The sequence below is a fragment of the Streptomyces sp. JW3 genome, from assembly GCF_052216785.1.
GTDB lineage: Bacteria > Actinomycetota > Actinomycetes > Streptomycetales > Streptomycetaceae > Streptomyces.
Genome location: NZ_JBQOUX010000032.1, coordinates 48939 through 66434, shown reverse-complemented (window position 1 = coordinate 66434; position 17496 = coordinate 48939). Strand labels below are relative to the sequence as shown.

Below are 17496 nucleotides of genomic sequence, written 5' to 3'. Positions count from 1 at the left end.
GCGAGGCCACACCGCGAAGACGACAGCGACCCCGGTACGGCCGCCCCTCAGCCGATCCCCGCCCCGGCGACAGCCGGACCCCACCCGGCGGGACAGCCGACACCCCACCGGGCGAGGCCACACCGCGAAGACGACAGCGACCCCGGTACGGCCGCCCCTCAGCCGATCCCCGCCCCGGCGACAGCCGGGACTCCGCCGGGCGCGGTCACACCGCGAACCAGCAGCGCACCGTCGTGCCGTCCGGCCCGGTGTGCGTGCGGACCAGGTCCGACACCAGGTTGACCAGCAGCAGTCCGCGGCCGCCGCGCTGGTCGCGGGCGGCGGGCCGGCGGCCGGCCAGCGGGTCGGCGAGCCGCCCCCCGTCCCGCACCTCGCACACCACGTGCCCGTCCTCGGCCCAGACCCGCAGCACGCCCGCGCCGCCGCCGTGCACCACGCTGTTGGTGGCCAGCTCGGCGGTGACCAGCGCCAGGTCGTCGAGCCGGACCCCGGTGAGGCCGAGCCGCGCCGCCTCGGCGGTGGCCGCGTGCCGGGCGTCGGGCAGCGAGTCGGCCACGAAGGACAGGACCGGCACGTCCGGGGCGGGCGGCAGCGGCTCGTTGTAGCGGGCGACGACCCCGGCCGGGTCGTAGGCGGCGCTGGCCGACTCGCCGCGGGAGCCGGCCGGGATGACGACGGGGTGGGTGGCGTGCGCGTCGGCGAGCACCCGCGCGTCCAGGCGTACGGCGTCGTACGGGCACAGGATGGTCGCCGCGCGGCCCTGGAAGGCGTCGTTGATCAGCGCCTCGTGCTGGGCGCAGGCCGGGTACTCGGCGGTGTTGCGGCCGGCCCAGATCGGCTCGCCGATGATCCGCACCCGGCGGTCGGCCGGCTGGGCGTCGGCGAAGGCGCGCAGCACGCCGGGGATGATCCGGCCGGGGTTGCGGCCGGCCTCCCGCATGTCCAGCAGCCGTACCGCGTCGGCGTCGGTGCCGAGCGCGTCGCGGATCAGCGCGAGCCGCTCGCCGGGGACCGCGACGGCGACCGGCTCGCCGCCGGCCAGGCCCTCGCGGACGAAGGGGACGGTACCGGCCAGGTACTCGTCGTCGTCCCGGTAGAAGAGCGCGGGGTGGATGAAGCCGCCGGGGTCCGGGACGCCGGCGGCCGGTTCGGTCACGGCACTCATGACATCGACACCTCGATCGCCGGCTGGTCGGGCCAGAACATCTCCAGCACCCGTCGCAGTGTCGCAGGCGGCCGGTGCAGCACCAGCCGCCGCCCCTGCGGAAGCCGGCCGGCCAGGTCCGCGAGCGTGTGCGCCCCGTCGACGTCGACGAATGTCACGCCCGACATCTCCACATGCACGTCGCCACCCTCACCCACCGCCTGTTCCAACGCCCGCTGCCATGTCCCCCGCGTCGTCAGCATGATCTCCCCCGCCGCCCGCACGCCGTCGCGCCCGGGCAGCGGGCAGACCGTCAGCCCCGGCGCCGCTCCCGCGGCCGCGGACGACGCCTCGCCCTGAGTGCCCACTGTGTTCTCCCCTACTCCCGGACTCCGCGCCCCTACCCACCTCCCGCCACGTCATTCCCCGAACCCGGGTGTACTCACGCGGACGGCGGGCAGGCGCACTTGCGACACCGACGAGGACCGACAGGACTTCGTGACGCCGACGAGGACCGACAAGGCGGTGACATGACCTCAGCGGCACCGCGTTCGACGGACAGGCCGGCCGGCCTGGTCATCGAGTGCCGGGTGGAGCGCCGGGCAAAGGGCCGGGCGGAGGAGGAACGGGCGCTGCTCGTCCCCCGGGGCGAGCTGGTCCAGGGCTGTGTGGACCCGCTGGCCGAGGCGCTGGCCGGGCTGCCGCCCGGGATCGGCCGGATCGACGTGGACATGCGGCACGTGGTGTTCATGGACACCGCGGGGCTCCAGTTCCTGGACCTCCTCAACGGCCACGGCCGCCGGCAGTCGCTGCCGGTGACCACCGGGCACTGGCGCGGCCAGCCCCGCCGGACCCTGGAGCTGACCGGCCTGGACCCCGACGATCCGCTGCGCGGCCCGGAGCACGACCTCCAGCAGGAGGTGGACCAGCTGCGGCACGCGATCGTCTCCCGGCCGGTGATAGACCAGGCGCGGGGCGTGCTGATGGCCGTCCACTCGTGTACGTCCGAGGAGGCGTGGGACATCCTGCGGGAGGCGTCGCAGCTGTCCAACACCAAGCTGCGGGTGGTCGCCGAGGCGGTCACCGCGAGCGCCGGCAGCGACGGTCCGGCCCCGCCGCCGAAGGTCCGCGCGGCGCTGCGCACGGCGGTCCGCACGGCGACGGAGCGGCACGGCCGCTGAGGTGCCCGCGGCCTGGTACGGGGTACTCGGCGAGCGGCCCGCCGGACCGACGGCCGGACCCCGTCAGCTCAGCAGGAGGCACCATGTCGAACCCGGACCAGTCCACCCCGTCGCAGGCCGAGGGCGAACGCGACGACGAACCGGGCACCCCCGAGCGCCGGACCCCGCCGCACCCCACGCCGTCCCAGGCGGAGGGCGATCGCGACGACGACGACCGCGGGACCGAGGTGCCCGGCCCCTGAGACCCCGGCACGGACCGGCACGCCCCGGCACGGCGACGGGCCGTCGCGGCACCCGACCGCGGCGGCCCGCCGGTGCGCCGCAAGCGGTCCCGGTCAGCCGCCGAGGACGCCCGCCGGCAGCAGCGACTGCGGGGAGGTGGCCGGGTGGCCGATCTCCAGCGCGCCGAGCAGCCCCTTCAGCAGCGGCGCCGAGGGGACCCCGCCCAAGGCGTCGGGGCCGGGTGCGGGTGCGGCCTGGGCGAGGGGGGCGGCCGTCAGGAACGCGGCGGCCAGGACGGAGACACAGACGAGTTTCTTGGTCATGCCCGGCCCAACGACCGGCCGGCCCGGGAGAACCTCCGGCAAGCGGGTGACCGTGCGGGCGGCCCCGGGTGGTCCTACGGCCGGCTGAACCCGTGGCTGCGCTCCACCTTCGCCACGTGCAGCGTGTAGCTCTGGTACCACTGGTCCCGCCCGCGCCGCTGCGCCGCCCGGTGCTCGGCGTCGGTCCGCCACCGGGTGAGGGCGTCGGCGTCGCGGAAGTAGCCGACGGTGATGCCCAGCCCGCCGGGAGTCTGCGCGTGGTCCATCCCGAGGTACCCGGGGACCTCCCGCACCAGCTCCTCCATGCGCGCGTTGGTCTCGCGGTAGCCGTCCTGCTCCGGGGAGCGCACGGTGGTGAAGACAGCTACGTAGTACGGCGGTTCGAATGCCTCTATGGGCGCGACGGGCTGTCCCGGGTGATCACTCATGGCGTCACGATAGGGCGCGGGCGCCGTCGCGCGCAGGCGATGTACGGCACCGGGACACGTCCCGTCGAGCGGCCCGCCGGATCGTGCGGTCAGCTCGCGCCGCCCTGGCCCGCGCTGCCCATCGGGCCGACCGTGACGGAGGAGCCGGTGCCGTCGGTGACGGGCAGGGTGCCGGCGCCCGGCCAGTCGAGGGTGACCGACTTGGTCTCGTTCGGCGGGGTCACCACCAGGCCGGTGATGCTGACGCCGGAGCCGCCCGAGTCGTTGCGCGGGTAGGTGACGCCGAAGGACACCGACTCACCGTCCTTGAGGACCACGGGGTCGGTGTCCTGGCCGCTGCGCCCGGCGGACAGCTCGCCCGCGTTGGTCTTCAGGTCGACGCCCGCGTATCCGGTCAGGGAGCAGTCCCGGCCACCGCCGTTCTGGAAGGTGACCGCGACCGAGCCCTCCTCGTCGCCGGTGATGGTGGTGTCCGACGCGGTGACCTCCAGTTCGTCGGTACGGCACTTGCCGCTCCCGGCGTCGGTGCCGGTGTCCGTGCCCGTGCCCGTGCCCGTCCCCGTGGCGGCGGAGGAGCCGGACGTACCGGACACGGCGGAGTCGGAGGAGCCGGAGGACGCGGTGGACACGGACGTCCCGTCGCCCTGTGCCGTGCCGTCGTCGCCGTTGCAGGCCGTGAGCGAGAGACCCGCGGCGACGGCCAGGGCGGCGAAGGTGAGCTTGCGAAGGCGCATCGTTACTTCCTCAGTCCCGGTGGTAGTGCCGGCCCGCCCGGCCGGAGCCGGTACGAGCGAGCGTTTCTGATCACCAAGACAGGCCCGCCCGGCGACCCGTTCCGCCGCACCACGGCTCCGTACACCGCCGTTACACACGCGCGCCCGGCACGCCGCGGCCCGGCACCGGGAAGGCCGCCGATTCCCCGGTTCCGGCCACCGGTCGGGGCAGTTCGCGCGCGCGGCGCGCGTTGGGACAGTTCCGTGACCCGGGGCCCCTTGACCACCCTGACCACGACTTTCGGCGCCGATACCGCGTCGTTCGTCCGCCTCCCTCACCGGGTTCCCGTCCCCTCGAACTAACAGTCGTAAGTTTATTGCCGCACCCCCTTGCATCCTTAGAACTAACAGGCGTAGCTTTACATCCGTAAGCACAGAGCGGACGCCCGCTCAGCCGCCACCGAACAACCAGGGGAGCGCATCATGAACACCACCACGGCCACCGTCACCGCGACCGAGATCGTCCTGCCGGGCAAGGTCGAGCCCGAGGGCCTGGAGCTGCGCGTCCACGAGCTGCCCGCGCCGGGCAAGGGCCAGGTCGTCCTGCGGATGGAGGCCACCGGCGTGTGCTTCGCCGAGCAGCAGATGCGCCGGGGCAAGTACTACGACCAGCCGCCGTTCCCCTTCGTCCCCGGCTACGACCTCGTCGGCACCGTCACCGCCACCGGCCCGGAGACCGACACCGCGCTGACCGGACGCCGGTTCGCCGCGATCACCAAGACCGGCGCCTGGGCCAGCCACCTGATCGTCGACGCCGCCGACCTGATGCCCGTCCCCGAGGGCATCGACGCCGCGGCCGCCGAGACGGTCATCGTCAACGGCGTCACCGCCTGGCAGCTGCTCCACCGCACCGCCAAGGTCCGCGCCGGCCAGACCGTCGTGGTCCTCGGCGCCAACGGCGGCGTCGGCTCCACCCTGGTCCAGCTCGCCCGGCACGCCGGCCTCACCGTCATCGGCACCGCCTCCCCCCGCCACCACGACAGCCTGCGGAAACTGGGCGTCACCCCCGTCGACTACCGCGACCCCGACCTGTACGCCCGCATCCGCGAGGCCGCCCCCGAGGGCGTGGACGCGGTCTTCGACCACGTCGGCGGCGCGGCCATCGAGGACTCCTGGCAGCTCCTGCGCCGCGGCGGCACCCTCGTCTCCTACGGCACCGCCGCCTCCAAGGACGAGGAGGGCAACTCCCAGCTCCCGGTCCTCAAGCTCTTCGCCCGCCTGAGCGCCTGGAACGCCCTGCCCAACGGCAAGAGCGCCCACTTCTACAACCTCTGGGCCGGCAAGCGCCGCTGCCAGAAGACCTGGCAGCAGCGCATGACCGAGGACCTCACCCAGGTCCTGCGCCTGGTCGCCGACGGCAGCGTCGTCCCGCAGATCGCCGCCGAGTTCTCCCTGGCCGACACCGTCGAAGCGCTCCGCCTCGCCGAGTCCCGCACCGTCGCCGGCAAGGTCGTCATCGTCCCCGGGACGTGACCTCCGGGACACGGCCGCCGAGGCCCTCCCGCTCCCCTCCCCTTCCCGCCACTCCGGCACCACGCACCCGCGCCCCACCCCACCGTCCCGCTCCACCCACTCGCCCCGGAGGCACCCGTCATGTCCCTCACCACCGCCACCGCCCTCGCCCCCCGCACCCCGGCCCCCGCCGGCCGCACCGCCCCGGCTCCCGCCACGACCGGCGACGTCGACAACCTCGGCACCTACGTCAGCTTCGGCCTCGCCTACCTCCTCGGCCACGGCTCCGCCGCCCTCTCCAAGGGCGACACCCCCCTCCTCGACCTCCCCGGCTGGCTGCCGATGGCCCTGCTCGGCACCGGCCTGGCCGTCGGCACCGTGCAGGCCACCCGCGCCGCCCTGCGGGCCCAGCGCGCCACCACCGACCCCGGCACGCTGCGCACCGCCCAGCTCCTCGGCGCCCTCTGGGTCACCGCGTTCGCCGCGCTCTTCCTCGCCATCACCGGCCTCGGCGCCACCGTCGACCACCCCGACGTGCAGACCCTCCTGTGGCCCACCGGCTCCGGCCTCGTCGTCGGCCTCATCTACGTCGCCGAGGGCGCCGTCCGCCGCAACACGCTGCACTACGCCCTCGGCACCTGGCTCGCCCTCACCTCCACCGCCGCCCTCCTCCTCGGCAACCCGGGCTTCTACTGGGTCCTCACCCTCGCCGGCGGCGGCGCCTACGCCCTCGCCACCGTCCTCGAACACCGCCGCCTGCGCCGCCGCTGAACCGACCCGAGCAGTCCGCGTCGACCGGTTCGGCCGGCCGCGAGAACAGGGGCCGGGGCTCCTGGCCCGCCAAGGGCCGGGCACCCCGGCCCCCTCATGACTGAAGGTGAGCGAAGTGAAGGAAACCGGATCAGCGGCAGCGGCGGTCCCGGCGAAGCAGACCCGGGTCCGCACCCGTAACCGCCGGGGCGAGGGCGGCAAGCTGCGGGACGAGATCATTGACGCGGCGGCGGCGCTGCTCGACGAGAGCGGCGACCAGCACGTCGTCACCCTGCGGTCGGTGGCCCGCCGGGCCGGTATCGCCACCCCGTCGATCTACCCGCACTTCCCGGACCAGCCGGCCATCATGCTGGCCGTCGTCCGCAGGGAGTTCACCGGACTGGAACGCCGGCTGGCCACGGCCGTGGAGCAGGCCGGCGACGATCCCCGGCGCCGGCTGCTGGCCGTCTGCGAGACCTACCTCGACCTGGCCGCGCGCCACCCGCAGCGCTACCGCACGATGTTCGGCGGCCTGTGGACACCGGCCCTCGGGGACAACTCGCTGACCGAAACCGACCTCGTCATGCTCGGCGCACCGTCCATGCTGATCCTGGTGCAGGCCCTCGGTGCCTGCGTGGCCGCGGGCCTGACCACGAGCGACGACGCGACCGCCGACGCGACCGCGCTCTGGGTGGGCCTGCACGGACTCGCCCACCAACGGGTCGTCGCCCCGTCCTATCCCTGGCCCGAGAACATCACCGAGCGCGTCATCCTCCCGCTCGCCCGCCTGAACGCGTGAACGCCCGCGCCCACCGCTCCCCCACTTGTGGCCGGGCAGTGCCGACCCGGCCGGTTCACTGATGGGAGCGTCCGTCGCACTCCGCCAGTCAGGCGCGTACGTCCCGCTGCTGCACTTCCTTGAGGGCCGCCGCCACCGTGGCGAAGTCGTTGTCCACGTGGAGCACCGTGTGACCGTGATGGACCGCTGTCGCACACACCAGGAGGTCGATGGCTCCGGCGGCACGGTGCCGCGCTCGCTGGGTGAGCTTGTACTGCGCGGTATCGACCCAGCGCCACGCACTCTTGGGAACCGGCGAGAGGTGGCAGAGATCGTCCAGCTCTTCGGCCAACTCGTCCCGATGGGCCGGGCTGGTGGCCGAGTAGAGGAACTCCGCCCTCGTGGGCTCGCAGATATGGAACACGCCGGCGGCGATGTGCCCTTCCCAAGGCCGCAAGGCCCCCGGCGTACGAAAGAGATGCCACAGGGCGGACGTATCGAGGAGGTACGTGATCACTCGAAGGCTGCCCGCCGGGCACGCTTGGCGGCTGCGTGCGCCGCAGCCGCAGCCTCGAACTCGCCCCGTTCACCCCGCGCGGCCAGCTTTTCGGCAGCCTCTAGCCGCTTGACGCGCGCCACGTAGTCCCGCAGAGCCCCGTTGACCGTCTCCTTCTTCGTCGAGACACCCATGAGCCGCATCGCCTCGGCCAGCGCCTCGTCATCGAGATCAACCTGGGTAACAGACATGCCGGCCACCCTTACCATGAGTCCATGATGTACATAACCACGATACATCACCAACATTGCCGGGAAGCAAAGCAGCCGCGGAATCGCACATCTGCGGTTTCTCCGGGATCTCGGACATACCCATCCGTTTCCATCCGCCTGCATGCCGCTCGATCCCGCTTCCACCCGGGGCGACCGCACGCCGGCGTCCCCGCGAACGCGGGAAGCGGCTGGCGGCGGGCGCGGGGAGCCGAACGACTCTCGACGACGTCTGCATGCTGACGAGGACTGGGCAGAGATCCGGCGGCTGCACCGGGCTGAGCAGATGCCGATCCGGGCGATCACGCGACATCTGGGCAGCTCGGAGAAGACCGTGAAACGGGCCCTGGCGAACGATCGGCCGCAGAAGTACGAGCGGCCGGCCAAGGGCTCGGTGGTCGACGCGGTCGAGGTGCGGATCCGTGAGCTCCTGCGGGAGACCCACATCCCGCTGGGCTACGGGCAGACGGGCCGGCCCCCGGTGCTGGTGATGGCGTCCGGCTATTCGCGTGTGATCACCGCCCTGCCCGGATGTTGGCCTGAGCCACTGACAGAGGGCAACTCCTCCCCGGTTCCGTGACGCTGAGGCCACGCTGCCGGCAGTCAGCAGCTGAGCCGACCGCGCGCTCAAGGACCCTGGTGCGCAGGCCGGCAGCCCATCACCGCACTGCCGATCAGTTACTGGGCCGGGGAGTGCTTGTGACTGGGGTCCAACCGAAAGTCGGGGCAGTCGCGATTCTGGCAGGCACCCCGGCCCCACACGGGAACGAAGATGCCGAGGGTCTTGTGGCGATGGACTGCTACCGGCACAGATTGCTTGCAGGTCGGGCAGGCGTACGCTTCGACCCTTTTACTATTCTTTGTCATGTATTTACGATATCCCTGTTTTGTTCCATGGGAAAGTGCCCTGCCACCGCCCTGCCTGCTCGCCGAGAACTTGGAGGGCTCAAGGACCCGGATCCCTGTCTGGTGGACCTGTAGGGGGTTCAGGCACAGCCGGAGAACTGGGCTCCTCGGCGGTCGCAGAGCCAGCCTCCTGCGTGTCAGCCCCTTCCCCAGCACCTGCCGGGGCGGGCCTTCTGAGGCTGAGCACCACGGAACCCGCCAGGACGACGACGATGACTGCGAGGCTGATCAGTGAAGGAATTTCCGGGATGTCAGGGCTGATCATCTTGTGGGATGCCTGGAGGATGAGCTTCACACCGATGAAGGCGAGGATGATCGCCAGGCCCTTGCTCAGGTAGTGGAAGCGGTCCAGAAGGCCGGCGAGCATGAAGTAGAGGGCCCGCAGGCCGAGGATGGCGAACGCGTTGCTGGTGTAGACGATGAAGGCATCGTCGCTGACCGCAAGGACGGCGGGAACGCTGTCGACAGCGAAGACAAGGTCGGCGGCCTCGATAGCCGCGACCACCGCGAGCAGCGGAGTCGCCATCCTCTTGCCGGCTTCTTTGACGAAGAACTTCGCCCCGGCGTACTCGTCCCGCACTGGGACGATCTTGCGGAGCATCCGCACCGCGAAACTCCCGCCCGGGTCAAAACTCTCCTCCTCATCCTTGAGGAGCTTGTAAGCGCTGTAGAAGAGCACCGCCGCGAAGACGAACAGCACCGCCGTGAAACGACTGACCACGGCCACGCCGAGAGAGAGGAAGATCCCGCGGAAGATGAGCGCGCCGATGACGCCGAAGAACAGCACACGGTGCTGGTAGGCGCGGGGCACCTTGAAGTAGGCGAAGATCACGGCAAAGACGAACAGATTGTCGACCGACAGACTCTTCTCCAGCAACCAGGCTGTCGTGTACTCGGTCCCCGCAGTGGTGCCGAGGACGAGGAAGACAACCGCGCCGAAAATCAGGGCCAGGCTCACCCACAGGCCGCTCCAGGCGGCTGCCTCCTTGAAGTGGATGACATGCGCGGTGCGGTGGGACAGCAGATCTACCGCCAGCGAAACGACCACCGTCACGGCGAACGCCCCCCACAACCAGAGCGGGACCTCAAGCACGACGAACACCTCACTACGACCCGAGGGAAATGCACCGGCTCATACAGGAGTGTCCAGCATTGCGCCCCGGGGAGCATGCCAAGCGGGCAGCGCCGGACCGGAGGCACGATGTGAGTAGAGGTTCCACCTTGATGCCGGAGACCACTCGGTGACCGTGAGGATTCATGGCGGCCCCCCGGGACTCGTCGAGCTCCTTGTCGACGGCAAGGGGACCAGTCACGATCCACTGCACCGAACCCGCCCGCGACTCGTCCGGCCATGGCGGTGAACCGCCCCGGGCCCTGACCCCGGATTCGGACACCGGAGAGACTTGGATCTTGATGGCCAGGAAAGCGGAGTCCGGGGCACTCGCGGTGGACTCCGCCAGCCAGCTGTAGGTCCGCTCAACTGCCCACCGTTTCGGGATCGGAGTGAAGCCCTTGGTCCCGGGGGTGCGCTGGACGATATTCCACCCCGAGATCACCGAAGGGCCCAGGTGTCTGCCCGGTGGCTTCGCGAACGGTCTCGTCGGTGCCGCACACAGTGCAGACGAATACGGCGCGGTCGGTGGTCAACCGAGAGCGGGCCGGCGCAGCGCGGGCAGCGGGCACGGTCACTCACTTCTCCGTCCGGGCCTGGACAGCCTCGATGAGGTCGGCGTTCTCGGCACCCGGGTTCGCGACGAGGGCCTGCCTGGCGAGCGTGAGCCGCGGGTCGAGGGCGCCCGCCGGCGTTTCTTCGTCTTGGTATAAGCCATGCAGACAAGCGCACGAGAGCTCCATGTGAGCTCGGCGGCCGTGTACCGGGGTGCGGGCGCGGCGGAATGCGCGGAGGACGCGCTGTCGACGCGGCCGAAGGACGCCCTGTCCGGTGCGTGGTGGGACGGCGAGGACATCCCCGCCGTGACCGGCGTACCACGGCGGGGGAACGATGCCTGAGACCGGACAGCGGCAGGCCGTGGGCGAAGAACGGGAGAGCGCGCAGCCGGGCCTCTTCTCCCCGCGGTACGCCACCGCGACCATGACGTTCACCGTGGTCATGTTCGTCACCGGGTTCGCCGCGCCGGCCGTGGCGCCCACCCTGCCGACGGCCGCCCAGGAACAGGACGGGGTGTCCCTCTCCCCCCTGGTCGCAGGCTGCTTCGTCGCCGCCAGCCTGTTCGGCGGAGTCGTCGGCGGGCACTGGGCCGACCGGTCCGGGGCGGGCCGCCCACTGGCCCTCGGCATGGTCCTGTCGGTGGCGACGCTGCTCGTCTCGGCGTCCAGCATGTCCGTCTGGCAGCTGGCGGCCGGCCGGTTCCTGGACGGTCTCGCGGCGGGCATGGTCGCCGTGTCGGTGACCACCGCGATCGGCCAGTCCTACCCGGAGCGCCTGCGGCCCCGGATGCTCGCGATGATGAGCACCAGCTGGGTCATCCCGTCCCTGGTCGGACCGCTGATGGCCGGCGCGGTCGCCGAGGCGTGGTCATGGCGCACGGTCTTCTACGGGCTGGCCGCGCTGACCGCGCTCCCGACGCTCGCACTGGTGGTGGTCCTGCGCGGTGCCGCCGCACGAAGTACGGCCGGCGACGAAAAGGCACCCGCCGACGCACCGCCCGCCGAGGAGCGCGCCGCCCGGCCGCCCCTGCTGATCGCGGCGCTGCTCAGCGCGGGCGCGGCCCTCGGCCAGTACGGCGTGTCGGAGTGGGACGCCCACCACCTCCCCTTCGTCCTCGCCGGCGTCGCCCTCCTGGTCCTGTTCGCGCCGCGCCTGCTGCCCAGGGGCACCTGGCGCGGCGCCCCGGGACTGCCGACGGCCGTACTGCTGCGAGGGCTGACCTCCGGCACGTACTTCACCGTCGAGGCCCTGGTGCCACTGATGCTGATCACCGAGCGACGTGAGGGCGCCCTCGTACGAAGGGAACTCGATCTCTGTGTTCGTGATTGTTTCTCCTAGGGGTGCAGGGGCGGACGACCGGTGACCTCACTGACCGCCGACGCGGGCCAGGGCCCAGTCGTTGTAGTCCTTCTCGGAGGTCTCGCGCCGCACCCGGGCGGAGGTCTCGACGTCTTCGCCGACCAGGTACCGAAGCTGCGTGCTGTCGTCGCCGGCCGCAGTGACGACGGCTTCGGCCACCGTCTGAGGGGTCGCGAGCCGGTAGGGCCACTCCTGCTCGAACGCGCCCATCACCTGCTGCACGAGCGTTTCGTAGCCGGTGGCGACGGGGACGGCCTGAGCGCTCTCGGCGGTGCGGGCCAGGAAGTTGGTTCCCCGCACCAGCCCGGGCTCGATGAGCTTGACCGAGACCCCGCGCGCAGCTGCCTCGTAGCGCAAGGATTCAGTGAAGCCTTCGACGGCGAACTTGGTGGCGCTGTACACCGACAGCAGCGGCTCGGGGACGATCGCGGCTCCGGAGCTGATCGTGATCAGGCACCCGCTGCCCTGGGCCGCGAGGATCGGCAGGGCGGCCTGCGTCACCTGCATCATCCCGAAGACGTTGGTCTCGAACAGCGCCCGGACGGCGGCCATCGGGGTGGACTCGAAGACGGAGAATAGCCCGGCGCCGGCGTTGTTGACGACGCAGTCGAGCCGGCCGAAGCGGACCAGGGTGTCCCGGAGGGCGGTCTGGATCGAGTCCGGGTCGGTGATGTCCAGCGCGCAGGTCAGCAGGTGCTCGGTGTCCGGGCCGAGGGGGCCCTTCGGCGCCGGGCGGCGGGCCGTCGCGACGACGTTCCACCCCCGGTCCAGGAAGAGCGCGGCCGTGGCCTTGCCGAGCCCCGACGAGCTGCCGGTGATCAGGACGGTCTTGCGGGTCTGTGTGCTCATGTATCGAGTCTCGACGCCATCGACCCGGACTGTCTATTATTGAAACTCTTCTATTAGTTAGCGAGGGTCCGAATGACCGATCCACTGACCGATGTGATCGGTCTGCTGCACCCGCGCGTCGTCCTCTGGAAACAGATCGAGGGTTCTGGGCGGTGGGCGCTGCGGTTCGCAGCTAACCCCGACGTCAACTTCGGTGTGGTTACCGCCGGCCACTGCTGGCTGCAGTGCGAGGGAGCCCCGGTCCGGCTCGCGAAGGGAGACTTCCTGCTTCTGTCGGGCCCACCCGCCTTCACCTTCAGCAGTGACATCGGCGAGGACACCGGCGGGGACGTCGTCGACGGGGAACGGGCACTGGCCGGCACCCAGGACAACCACCTGAGACTGGGCAGCGAAGGAGGGACAGCAGTGCAGTTGCTCGCCGGGCACTTCGCGATCAAGCCGGAAAACGCCGATCTCCTGCTGGACCTGCTGCCGACCGTGGTCCACCTGCGGGCGGACACTGACGGCGCCGGGCGGATCGCGCGCCTGCTCGAGCTGATCGGCGACGAGGCCGGCGCGGACCGGCCCGGTGCGTCGCTGGTGCTGACCCGGCTCGTCGAGGTGATGCTGGTGGAGACGCTGCGCAGCGCTCCAGCGACGCTGGAGCAGCCTCCGGCCGGCCTTCTGGCCGGCTTGGGCGACCCCCCGGTGGCGGCTGCCCTGCACGCGATCCACGCGAACGCCGCCCGGCACTGGACGGTGGCGACGCTGGCGGCCGAGGCACGGGTCTCACGATCGGTCCTGGCCGAGCGGTTCGTCCGGCGTGTGGGCCTGACGCCGATCGAGTACCTGCTGTCCTGGCGGATGGCCATGGCCAAACGCGCTCTGCGACAGGGGGATCAGTCGATCGCCGAGATCGCCCGTGAGATCGGTTACGGCTCGACCACTGCCTTCAGCACCGCGTTTTCCCGCGTTACCGGATCGGCTCCCGGCCGGTACGCCCGTCAGGACCGGTGAGCTGACAGACTGCTGACGGGCCGCCTCGGTACTCGAGCGGTCGCTGAACGAGCGGACTCCCTGGCCGGACGCCGACGCGACCCGGCAGTTCTCCTCAACCGCTCCGGCCGCCGGCTGAGCTGTCCAGGGCCTTCTGTACGGTGTCGGTGTCGGCTGTGACCTTGTCCAGCAGCGCGATGCCGGCGGCGTTGTCGTGCACGGACGCGGCAGCTACGACTACCGCGATCACCAGCCCCAACACGTCAACGGCCAGGCCGCGCTTGCGGCCCGGTACTTTTTTGCCGCGTCACGCTCCGTCGGCCCCGCGGGCACCCCGGCCGCCGCGTGCACGCTCTGGGTGTCGAGCACTACCAGGCTCGGGTCCGCTTTCCGCCGCGCCTTCTCCCGCACCCGCCGGCGCGGCAGGTCGTGCGGAAGCAGGTCCCACTGGCAGCCGGTGCGGCCCTGGTGGAGGAGCGCGTTGACGATCTCCCGCATCTCGTACCGGCCCGGGTGGCCGCTGACTGAGGGGTGTGCGGCCTTCCACGCGGCGATCACCGGCAGTCACCCATCTCGCCCTCACCCGCCACACCCAGGTCCTTTTCGACCGCAAGGACCGCATGCCGCATGAGCATGGCTTGCGGCCTGGAGGTCCGGGTGCCGTTCGCCGACCATCGCCTGATCGAGTACACCTTCAACATCCCCGGGGGGATGAAGAGCCTCGACGGCCGTGAGAAGCTTGCTCCGCGCCGCGATGAGAGACCTCCTCCCTGAAGCGGTCGCCCAGCGGGTCAAGACCCCCTACCCCTCCATTCGCACCGACGCCTACAACCGCACCCTGCGCGAACGTCTCGCCGACCTCGTTCTGAGCGGCACCAGCTCGCTCGCCCCGTTCCTCGCCCCCGACATCCGCATTCGGCTCCACGACCACGGCACCGCGGCCCTGGAGCAGGGTATGAGCCGGGCCGCTTGGGAGACCACGCTGCAACTGGACGACTGGATGCGCACGTACGGCGTGGTCACCGGCCAGGGATGGCCCCCGCCTGGCCGGGAACGACTCCGACCCCGTCACTCCCCGCACCCGCCAGCGCACACGGCGATCCGGTCGAACACCAAACAACAAGCGCACCTCCGTGGCCCTCGCCGAACCAGGGCCACGTTCCTTGAGGCTGGGCAGTGCCGAGCCCTCGATCATGTCCACCAAGGGCCGGCCCAGCGCGGGACCCTCCTCCTGGAGGGCGATAACAGCCTGACTGACTTGAAGCAGGGAAGCCCTCAGCGGCGCCCACACGATCAGCAACGGCAAAGGGCAGTCACTCATCAGCCGTGGGACCGCTCCATGACGCTCTCACGGCACGCAAAAACGAATCCGCAGGTCACAGCCACGCAAGCGCCGTCCTGGATTCTCCCGAAGCAGCGGTCGCTGCATACCGCCCGCCATCCAGGACTCGCGTTTCCGCAGGTCAGAACGTTTCCGCAAGGAAACCGATGGTGGGGCGGGTGGGACTCGAACCCACGGCCGGCGGATTATGAGTCCGCTGCTCTAACCGGCTGAGCTACCGCCCCATAGCGGCGTGTCGCGTACACGTGTGCGCGCCGTCTGCCGCAGCATAGCCGCTCATACGATCTCCTGCTCCGGGTGGTCGGCTTCCCGCTGCGGCCTCATGACCTTGAGGACTCCGGTGCGGCCCGTGCGGTTCCCGGGCCAGGAAACGGACTGTCCGCGGACGTGAAAAAGGACCCCGTGGGGTCCTCGTTCAGCAAGCTCTCCCGACTGGACTCGAACCAGTAACCTGCCGGTTAACAGCCGGCTGCTCTGCCAATTGAGCTACGGAAGATCGAAGCTCCCCGGACTGGACTCGAACCAGTAACCTGCCGGTTAACAGCCGGCTGCTCTGCCAATTGAGCTACCGAGGATCGCCTCGTCGCATCGAACGTAGCTCCCTGGGTATCCGCCAGGGGGCGCGCGCTCGCTGCGACACATACATTAGCGCAAGCAGGGGGGTGCTCCGCCAATCGGTCCTCCCCGGCACCGCAGACAGAAGGCAAAGGAAGGATGGCCGTCATGCGTTACCGGCTCACGTTCGTCGTCGGACTCGCCGTGGGGTACGTACTGGGCACGAAGGCGGGACGGGAGCGTTACGAGCAGTTGAAGAAGGCCGCTCGCCAGGTCTCGCAGAATCCGGCGGTGCGCAACACCGCGGAGTCGGCCGCGCAGCAGGGCCGGCAGTTCGCGGACAAGGCGTACCACGTGGTCAGCGACAAGGTCGGGGACCGGGTGCCGGACTCGGTGGCGCAGCGGGTGAAGTCGCTGCGGGAGCGGAGTGCGGGCGGTGGCGGGGACGACTGGGGCAGCAGCAACACGTGAGGGTGGTGCCGCTCACACCCGCTCCCGTGACTCCCGGCGCCTGAACGAGCGCAGCGATACGGCAGAATTTCGGTCATGGGGATAGTCGCCGGGTTGGACAGTTCACCCGATTTCACTCGTATCGTCGTCTGCGACGCGGACACGGGAGCCGTACTCAGGCAGGGGTACGCGCCGCATCCGGTGGACGGTCCCGAGGGTGGGGGCCGTCCGTCCGACGTCGATCCGCAGGCGTGGCTGCTGTCCCTGGGGGAGGCGGCCGGCGGGGGGCTGCTGGAAGGGGTGCAGGCGATCGGCGTGTCGGCGCAGGCCAACGCCGTGGTGCCGCTGGACGCGCAGGGGAACACCGTGCGGCCCGCGATGGTCGGCGGGGACAAGCGGGCGCAGGTCGCCGGGGCGGACCTGGTGGACGCGCTCGGCGGGCGGGAGGCGTGGGCGCAGGCCGTGGGCTGTGTGCCGGGGGCCGCGCAGCCGGTGACCAAGCTGCGCTGGCTGGCCCGCAGCGAGCCGGAGAACGCCGCGCGGACCGCCGTACTGCTCCAGGCGCACGACTGGCTGGTGTGGCAGCTGCTCGGGCGGCCGGTGCGGCGGACGACCGATCGGGGCGGGGCGTCCGGGACCGGGTACTGGTCGGCGGCGAGTGGCGGGTACCGGCCGGATCTTGTCGAGTTGGCGCTCGGGCATCACGCGATGCTGCCGGAGGTGATCGGGCCGGCCGACGCGGCCGGGACCACGCCGGAGGGGCTGCTCATCTCCGCCGGGACCGGACAGACGCAGGCCGCCGCGTTCGGGCTCGGGATCGGGCTGGGGGACGCGGTGGTGTCGCTGGGCGCCTCGGGGTCGGTGATGGCGGTGCACTCCGAGCCGCTGGTCGAACCGTCCGGGATGATCACCGCGCTCGCGGACGCCACCGGTATGCAGCTGCCGGTGGTCACGACCCTGAACGCCGTACGGACCCTGCGCGGGGCCGCCGAGCTGCTCGGGGTGCCGGATCTGGAGGGGCTGTCCGAGCTGGCGATGAAGTCGACGCCGGGGGCGCACGGGCTGGTGCTGCTGCCCTATCTGGAAGGGGAGCGCACGCCGCAGCTGCCGCACACCGCGGGGACGCTGGCGGGGCTGAGGCGGGAGTCGATGCGGCCGGAGCATCTGGCGCGGGCCGCGTTCGAGGGGATGCTGTGCGGGCTCGCCGACGCGCTGGACGTGCTGCGCGGCCGGGGGGTCGACGTACGGCGGATCTTCCTGCTGGGGCCGGCCGCCGAGTTGCCGGCCGTGCAGGCGGCGGCGCCCGCGCTGTTCGGCGTCCAGGTCGTCGTACCGCAGCCGGCCGACTACGGGGCGATCGGGGCGGCGCGGCAGGCCGCCTGGGCGCTGGGGGCCTCGCAGGGGGCACTGGACCCGCGCACTCCCCCGGCCTGGCAGGGCGCGGTCGCCCAGGTGCTGGAGCCGGGTGAGGAGCTGGCGGTGGGCCAGGCGGTGCGTCAGCAGTACGTGTCCGTACGGGAACAGACGCACCCTGGCGCGTTCCGCGGGTGAGAACTCGTTAAGAGGTCCTGTTGG

Annotated in this window: 17 protein-coding genes, 3 tRNA genes and 4 pseudogenes; 11 read left to right on the top strand and 13 right to left on the bottom strand. The window is 71.4% G+C overall.

Features of this window, described 5'->3' with window-relative positions:
- Positions 1 to 205: 205 nt before the first annotated feature.
- Together ACTT8P_RS15700 and ACTT8P_RS15695 are read right to left on the bottom strand one after the other, a co-directional pair.
- Positions 206 to 1165 (bottom strand): anti-sigma factor RsbA family regulatory protein, encoded by a 960-nt coding sequence (locus ACTT8P_RS15700; protein WP_442832252.1) that lies wholly within the window; start codon positions 1163 to 1165, stop codon positions 206 to 208.
- Positions 1162 to 1512 (bottom strand): STAS domain-containing protein, encoded by a 351-nt coding sequence (locus ACTT8P_RS15695; RefSeq protein ID WP_442832251.1) that lies wholly within the window; start codon positions 1510 to 1512, stop codon positions 1162 to 1164. The genes ACTT8P_RS15700 and ACTT8P_RS15695 overlap by 4 nt, the downstream gene beginning before the upstream one ends.
- Positions 1513 to 1674: 162 nt before the next feature.
- Between ACTT8P_RS15695 and ACTT8P_RS15690 the strand changes: the two genes are divergently transcribed.
- Together ACTT8P_RS15690 and ACTT8P_RS15685 are read left to right on the top strand one after the other, a co-directional pair.
- Positions 1675 to 2325: an ANTAR domain-containing protein gene (locus ACTT8P_RS15690; RefSeq protein ID WP_442832250.1), complete on the top strand. Its 651-nt coding sequence runs from the start codon at positions 1675 to 1677 to the stop codon at positions 2323 to 2325.
- 83 nt (positions 2326 to 2408) lie between these two features.
- On the top strand, positions 2409 to 2567 hold the full coding sequence (locus tag ACTT8P_RS15685; RefSeq protein ID WP_442832249.1) for a hypothetical protein: 159 nt from the start codon (positions 2409 to 2411) through the stop codon (positions 2565 to 2567).
- A gap of 93 nt (positions 2568 to 2660) precedes the next feature.
- Here ACTT8P_RS15685 and ACTT8P_RS15680 read toward each other — a convergent pair whose 3' ends face one another.
- The 3 genes from ACTT8P_RS15680 to ACTT8P_RS15670 all read right to left on the bottom strand — a co-directional run bounded on the left by ACTT8P_RS15680 (position 2661) and on the right by ACTT8P_RS15670 (position 4032).
- The gene (locus ACTT8P_RS15680; RefSeq protein WP_442832248.1) at positions 2661 to 2870 is read right to left on the bottom strand and encodes a hypothetical protein; all 210 of its coding nucleotides are present in this window, start codon (positions 2868 to 2870) and stop codon (positions 2661 to 2663) included.
- 74 nt (positions 2871 to 2944) lie between these two features.
- On the bottom strand, positions 2945 to 3298 hold the full coding sequence (locus tag ACTT8P_RS15675) for an antibiotic biosynthesis monooxygenase family protein (protein WP_442832247.1): 354 nt from the start codon (positions 3296 to 3298) through the stop codon (positions 2945 to 2947).
- Between the two features lie 89 nt (positions 3299 to 3387).
- On the bottom strand, positions 3388 to 4032 hold the full coding sequence (locus ACTT8P_RS15670; protein WP_442832246.1) for a DUF4232 domain-containing protein: 645 nt from the start codon (positions 4030 to 4032) through the stop codon (positions 3388 to 3390).
- A 462-nt stretch (positions 4033 to 4494) separates the two neighbouring features.
- Between ACTT8P_RS15670 and ACTT8P_RS15665 the strand changes: the two genes are divergently transcribed.
- The 3 genes from ACTT8P_RS15665 (at position 4495) to ACTT8P_RS15655 (ending at position 7072) form a co-directional block, all read left to right on the top strand.
- Positions 4495 to 5544 (top strand): medium chain dehydrogenase/reductase family protein, encoded by a 1050-nt coding sequence (locus tag ACTT8P_RS15665; RefSeq protein ID WP_442832245.1) that lies wholly within the window; start codon positions 4495 to 4497, stop codon positions 5542 to 5544.
- Positions 5545 to 5664: 120 nt separating this feature from the next.
- Complete coding sequence (locus tag ACTT8P_RS15660; RefSeq protein ID WP_442832244.1) at positions 5665 to 6294, top strand: ABC transporter permease; 630 nt, start codon at positions 5665 to 5667, stop codon at positions 6292 to 6294.
- Positions 6295 to 6409: 115 nt separating this feature from the next.
- On the top strand, positions 6410 to 7072 hold the full coding sequence (locus tag ACTT8P_RS15655; protein WP_442832243.1) for a TetR/AcrR family transcriptional regulator: 663 nt from the start codon (positions 6410 to 6412) through the stop codon (positions 7070 to 7072).
- A gap of 88 nt (positions 7073 to 7160) precedes the next feature.
- Here ACTT8P_RS15655 and ACTT8P_RS15650 read toward each other — a convergent pair whose 3' ends face one another.
- Both ACTT8P_RS15650 and ACTT8P_RS15645 read right to left on the bottom strand, forming a co-directional pair.
- Entirely contained in the window at positions 7161 to 7568 is a 408-nt protein-coding gene (locus ACTT8P_RS15650; protein WP_442832242.1) for a PIN domain nuclease, read from the bottom strand.
- Positions 7565 to 7798 carry a type II toxin-antitoxin system VapB family antitoxin gene (locus ACTT8P_RS15645; RefSeq protein WP_442832241.1) on the bottom strand — a complete coding sequence of 78 codons (234 nt, stop codon included), beginning with the start codon at positions 7796 to 7798 and terminating at the stop codon, positions 7565 to 7567. The genes ACTT8P_RS15650 and ACTT8P_RS15645 overlap by 4 nt, the downstream gene beginning before the upstream one ends.
- 304 nt (positions 7799 to 8102) lie before the next feature.
- Here ACTT8P_RS15645 and ACTT8P_RS15640 point away from each other — a divergent pair.
- Positions 8103 to 8252: pseudogene (locus tag ACTT8P_RS15640) on the top strand (IS21 family transposase); the annotation flags it as partial.
- A 510-nt stretch (positions 8253 to 8762) separates the two neighbouring features.
- On the opposite strand, the gene ACTT8P_RS15635 reads toward ACTT8P_RS15640, so the two are convergent.
- Positions 8763 to 9815 (bottom strand): TerC family protein, encoded by a 1053-nt coding sequence (locus ACTT8P_RS15635; protein ID WP_442832240.1) that lies wholly within the window; start codon positions 9813 to 9815, stop codon positions 8763 to 8765.
- A gap of 909 nt (positions 9816 to 10724) precedes the next feature.
- Between ACTT8P_RS15635 and ACTT8P_RS15630 the strand changes: the two are divergent.
- A pseudogene (locus ACTT8P_RS15630) lies at positions 10725 to 11684 on the top strand (MFS transporter); the annotation flags it as partial.
- Positions 11685 to 11756: 72 nt separating this feature from the next.
- Here the strand turns inward: ACTT8P_RS15630 and ACTT8P_RS15625 are convergent.
- Positions 11757 to 12599: an SDR family oxidoreductase gene (locus tag ACTT8P_RS15625; protein WP_442832239.1), complete on the bottom strand. Its 843-nt coding sequence runs from the start codon at positions 12597 to 12599 to the stop codon at positions 11757 to 11759.
- Positions 12600 to 12671: 72 nt separating this feature from the next.
- On the opposite strand from ACTT8P_RS15625, the gene ACTT8P_RS15620 reads away from it, so the two are divergent.
- Positions 12672 to 13595, top strand: coding sequence for an AraC family transcriptional regulator (locus ACTT8P_RS15620; RefSeq protein WP_442832238.1), 924 nt, complete (start codon positions 12672 to 12674; stop codon positions 13593 to 13595).
- 124 nt (positions 13596 to 13719) lie between these two features.
- On the opposite strand, the pseudogene ACTT8P_RS15615 reads toward ACTT8P_RS15620, so the two are convergent.
- Positions 13720 to 14138 (bottom strand): annotated as a pseudogene (locus ACTT8P_RS15615) (transposase); the annotation flags it as partial.
- A gap of 63 nt (positions 14139 to 14201) precedes the next feature.
- Here ACTT8P_RS15615 and ACTT8P_RS15610 point away from each other — a divergent pair.
- Positions 14202 to 14520 (top strand): annotated as a pseudogene (locus tag ACTT8P_RS15610) (asparagine synthase-related protein); the annotation flags it as partial.
- 543 nt (positions 14521 to 15063) lie between these two features.
- Here ACTT8P_RS15610 and ACTT8P_RS15605 read toward each other — a convergent pair.
- The 3 genes from ACTT8P_RS15605 to ACTT8P_RS15595 form a co-directional block, all read right to left on the bottom strand.
- A tRNA-Ile gene (locus ACTT8P_RS15605) sits at positions 15064 to 15140 on the bottom strand.
- Positions 15141 to 15339: 199 nt separating this feature from the next.
- Positions 15340 to 15412 (bottom strand) — tRNA-Asn (locus tag ACTT8P_RS15600).
- Between the two features lie 6 nt (positions 15413 to 15418).
- Positions 15419 to 15491, bottom strand: a tRNA-Asn gene (locus ACTT8P_RS15595).
- 148 nt (positions 15492 to 15639) lie between these two features.
- Here ACTT8P_RS15595 and ACTT8P_RS15590 point away from each other — a divergent pair.
- Complete coding sequence (locus ACTT8P_RS15590) at positions 15640 to 15942, top strand: YtxH domain-containing protein (protein WP_442832237.1); 303 nt, start codon at positions 15640 to 15642, stop codon at positions 15940 to 15942.
- A gap of 75 nt (positions 15943 to 16017) precedes the next feature.
- Positions 16018 to 17472 carry a xylulokinase gene (locus ACTT8P_RS15585; RefSeq protein ID WP_442832236.1) on the top strand — a complete coding sequence of 485 codons (1455 nt, stop codon included), beginning with the start codon at positions 16018 to 16020 and terminating at the stop codon, positions 17470 to 17472.
- Positions 17473 to 17496: the final 24 nt, after the last annotated feature.

What these genes read in the sequence shown, in the direction of transcription:
- ACTT8P_RS15700 (WP_442832252.1), bottom strand. Translation starts at nt 1,165, where the DNA reads ATGAGTGCCGTGACCGAACCGGCCGCCGGCGTCCCGGACCCCGGCGGC.
- ACTT8P_RS15690 (WP_442832250.1), top strand. Translation starts at nt 1,675, where the DNA reads ATGACCTCAGCGGCACCGCGTTCGACGGACAGGCCGGCCGGCCTGGTC.
- ACTT8P_RS15685 (WP_442832249.1), top strand. Translation starts at nt 2,409, where the DNA reads ATGTCGAACCCGGACCAGTCCACCCCGTCGCAGGCCGAGGGCGAACGC.
- ACTT8P_RS15680 (WP_442832248.1), bottom strand. Translation starts at nt 2,870, where the DNA reads ATGACCAAGAAACTCGTCTGTGTCTCCGTCCTGGCCGCCGCGTTCCTG.
- ACTT8P_RS15675 (WP_442832247.1), bottom strand. Translation starts at nt 3,298, where the DNA reads ATGAGTGATCACCCGGGACAGCCCGTCGCGCCCATAGAGGCATTCGAA.
- ACTT8P_RS15670 (WP_442832246.1), bottom strand. Translation starts at nt 4,032, where the DNA reads ATGCGCCTTCGCAAGCTCACCTTCGCCGCCCTGGCCGTCGCCGCGGGT.
- ACTT8P_RS15665 (WP_442832245.1), top strand. Translation starts at nt 4,495, where the DNA reads ATGAACACCACCACGGCCACCGTCACCGCGACCGAGATCGTCCTGCCG.
- ACTT8P_RS15660 (WP_442832244.1), top strand. Translation starts at nt 5,665, where the DNA reads ATGTCCCTCACCACCGCCACCGCCCTCGCCCCCCGCACCCCGGCCCCC.
- ACTT8P_RS15645 (WP_442832241.1), bottom strand. Translation starts at nt 7,798, where the DNA reads ATGTCTGTTACCCAGGTTGATCTCGATGACGAGGCGCTGGCCGAGGCG.
- ACTT8P_RS15625 (WP_442832239.1), bottom strand. Translation starts at nt 12,599, where the DNA reads ATGAGCACACAGACCCGCAAGACCGTCCTGATCACCGGCAGCTCGTCG.
- ACTT8P_RS15620 (WP_442832238.1), top strand. Translation starts at nt 12,672, where the DNA reads ATGACCGATCCACTGACCGATGTGATCGGTCTGCTGCACCCGCGCGTC.
- ACTT8P_RS15590 (WP_442832237.1), top strand. Translation starts at nt 15,640, where the DNA reads ATGCGTTACCGGCTCACGTTCGTCGTCGGACTCGCCGTGGGGTACGTA.
- ACTT8P_RS15585 (WP_442832236.1), top strand. Translation starts at nt 16,018, where the DNA reads ATGGGGATAGTCGCCGGGTTGGACAGTTCACCCGATTTCACTCGTATC.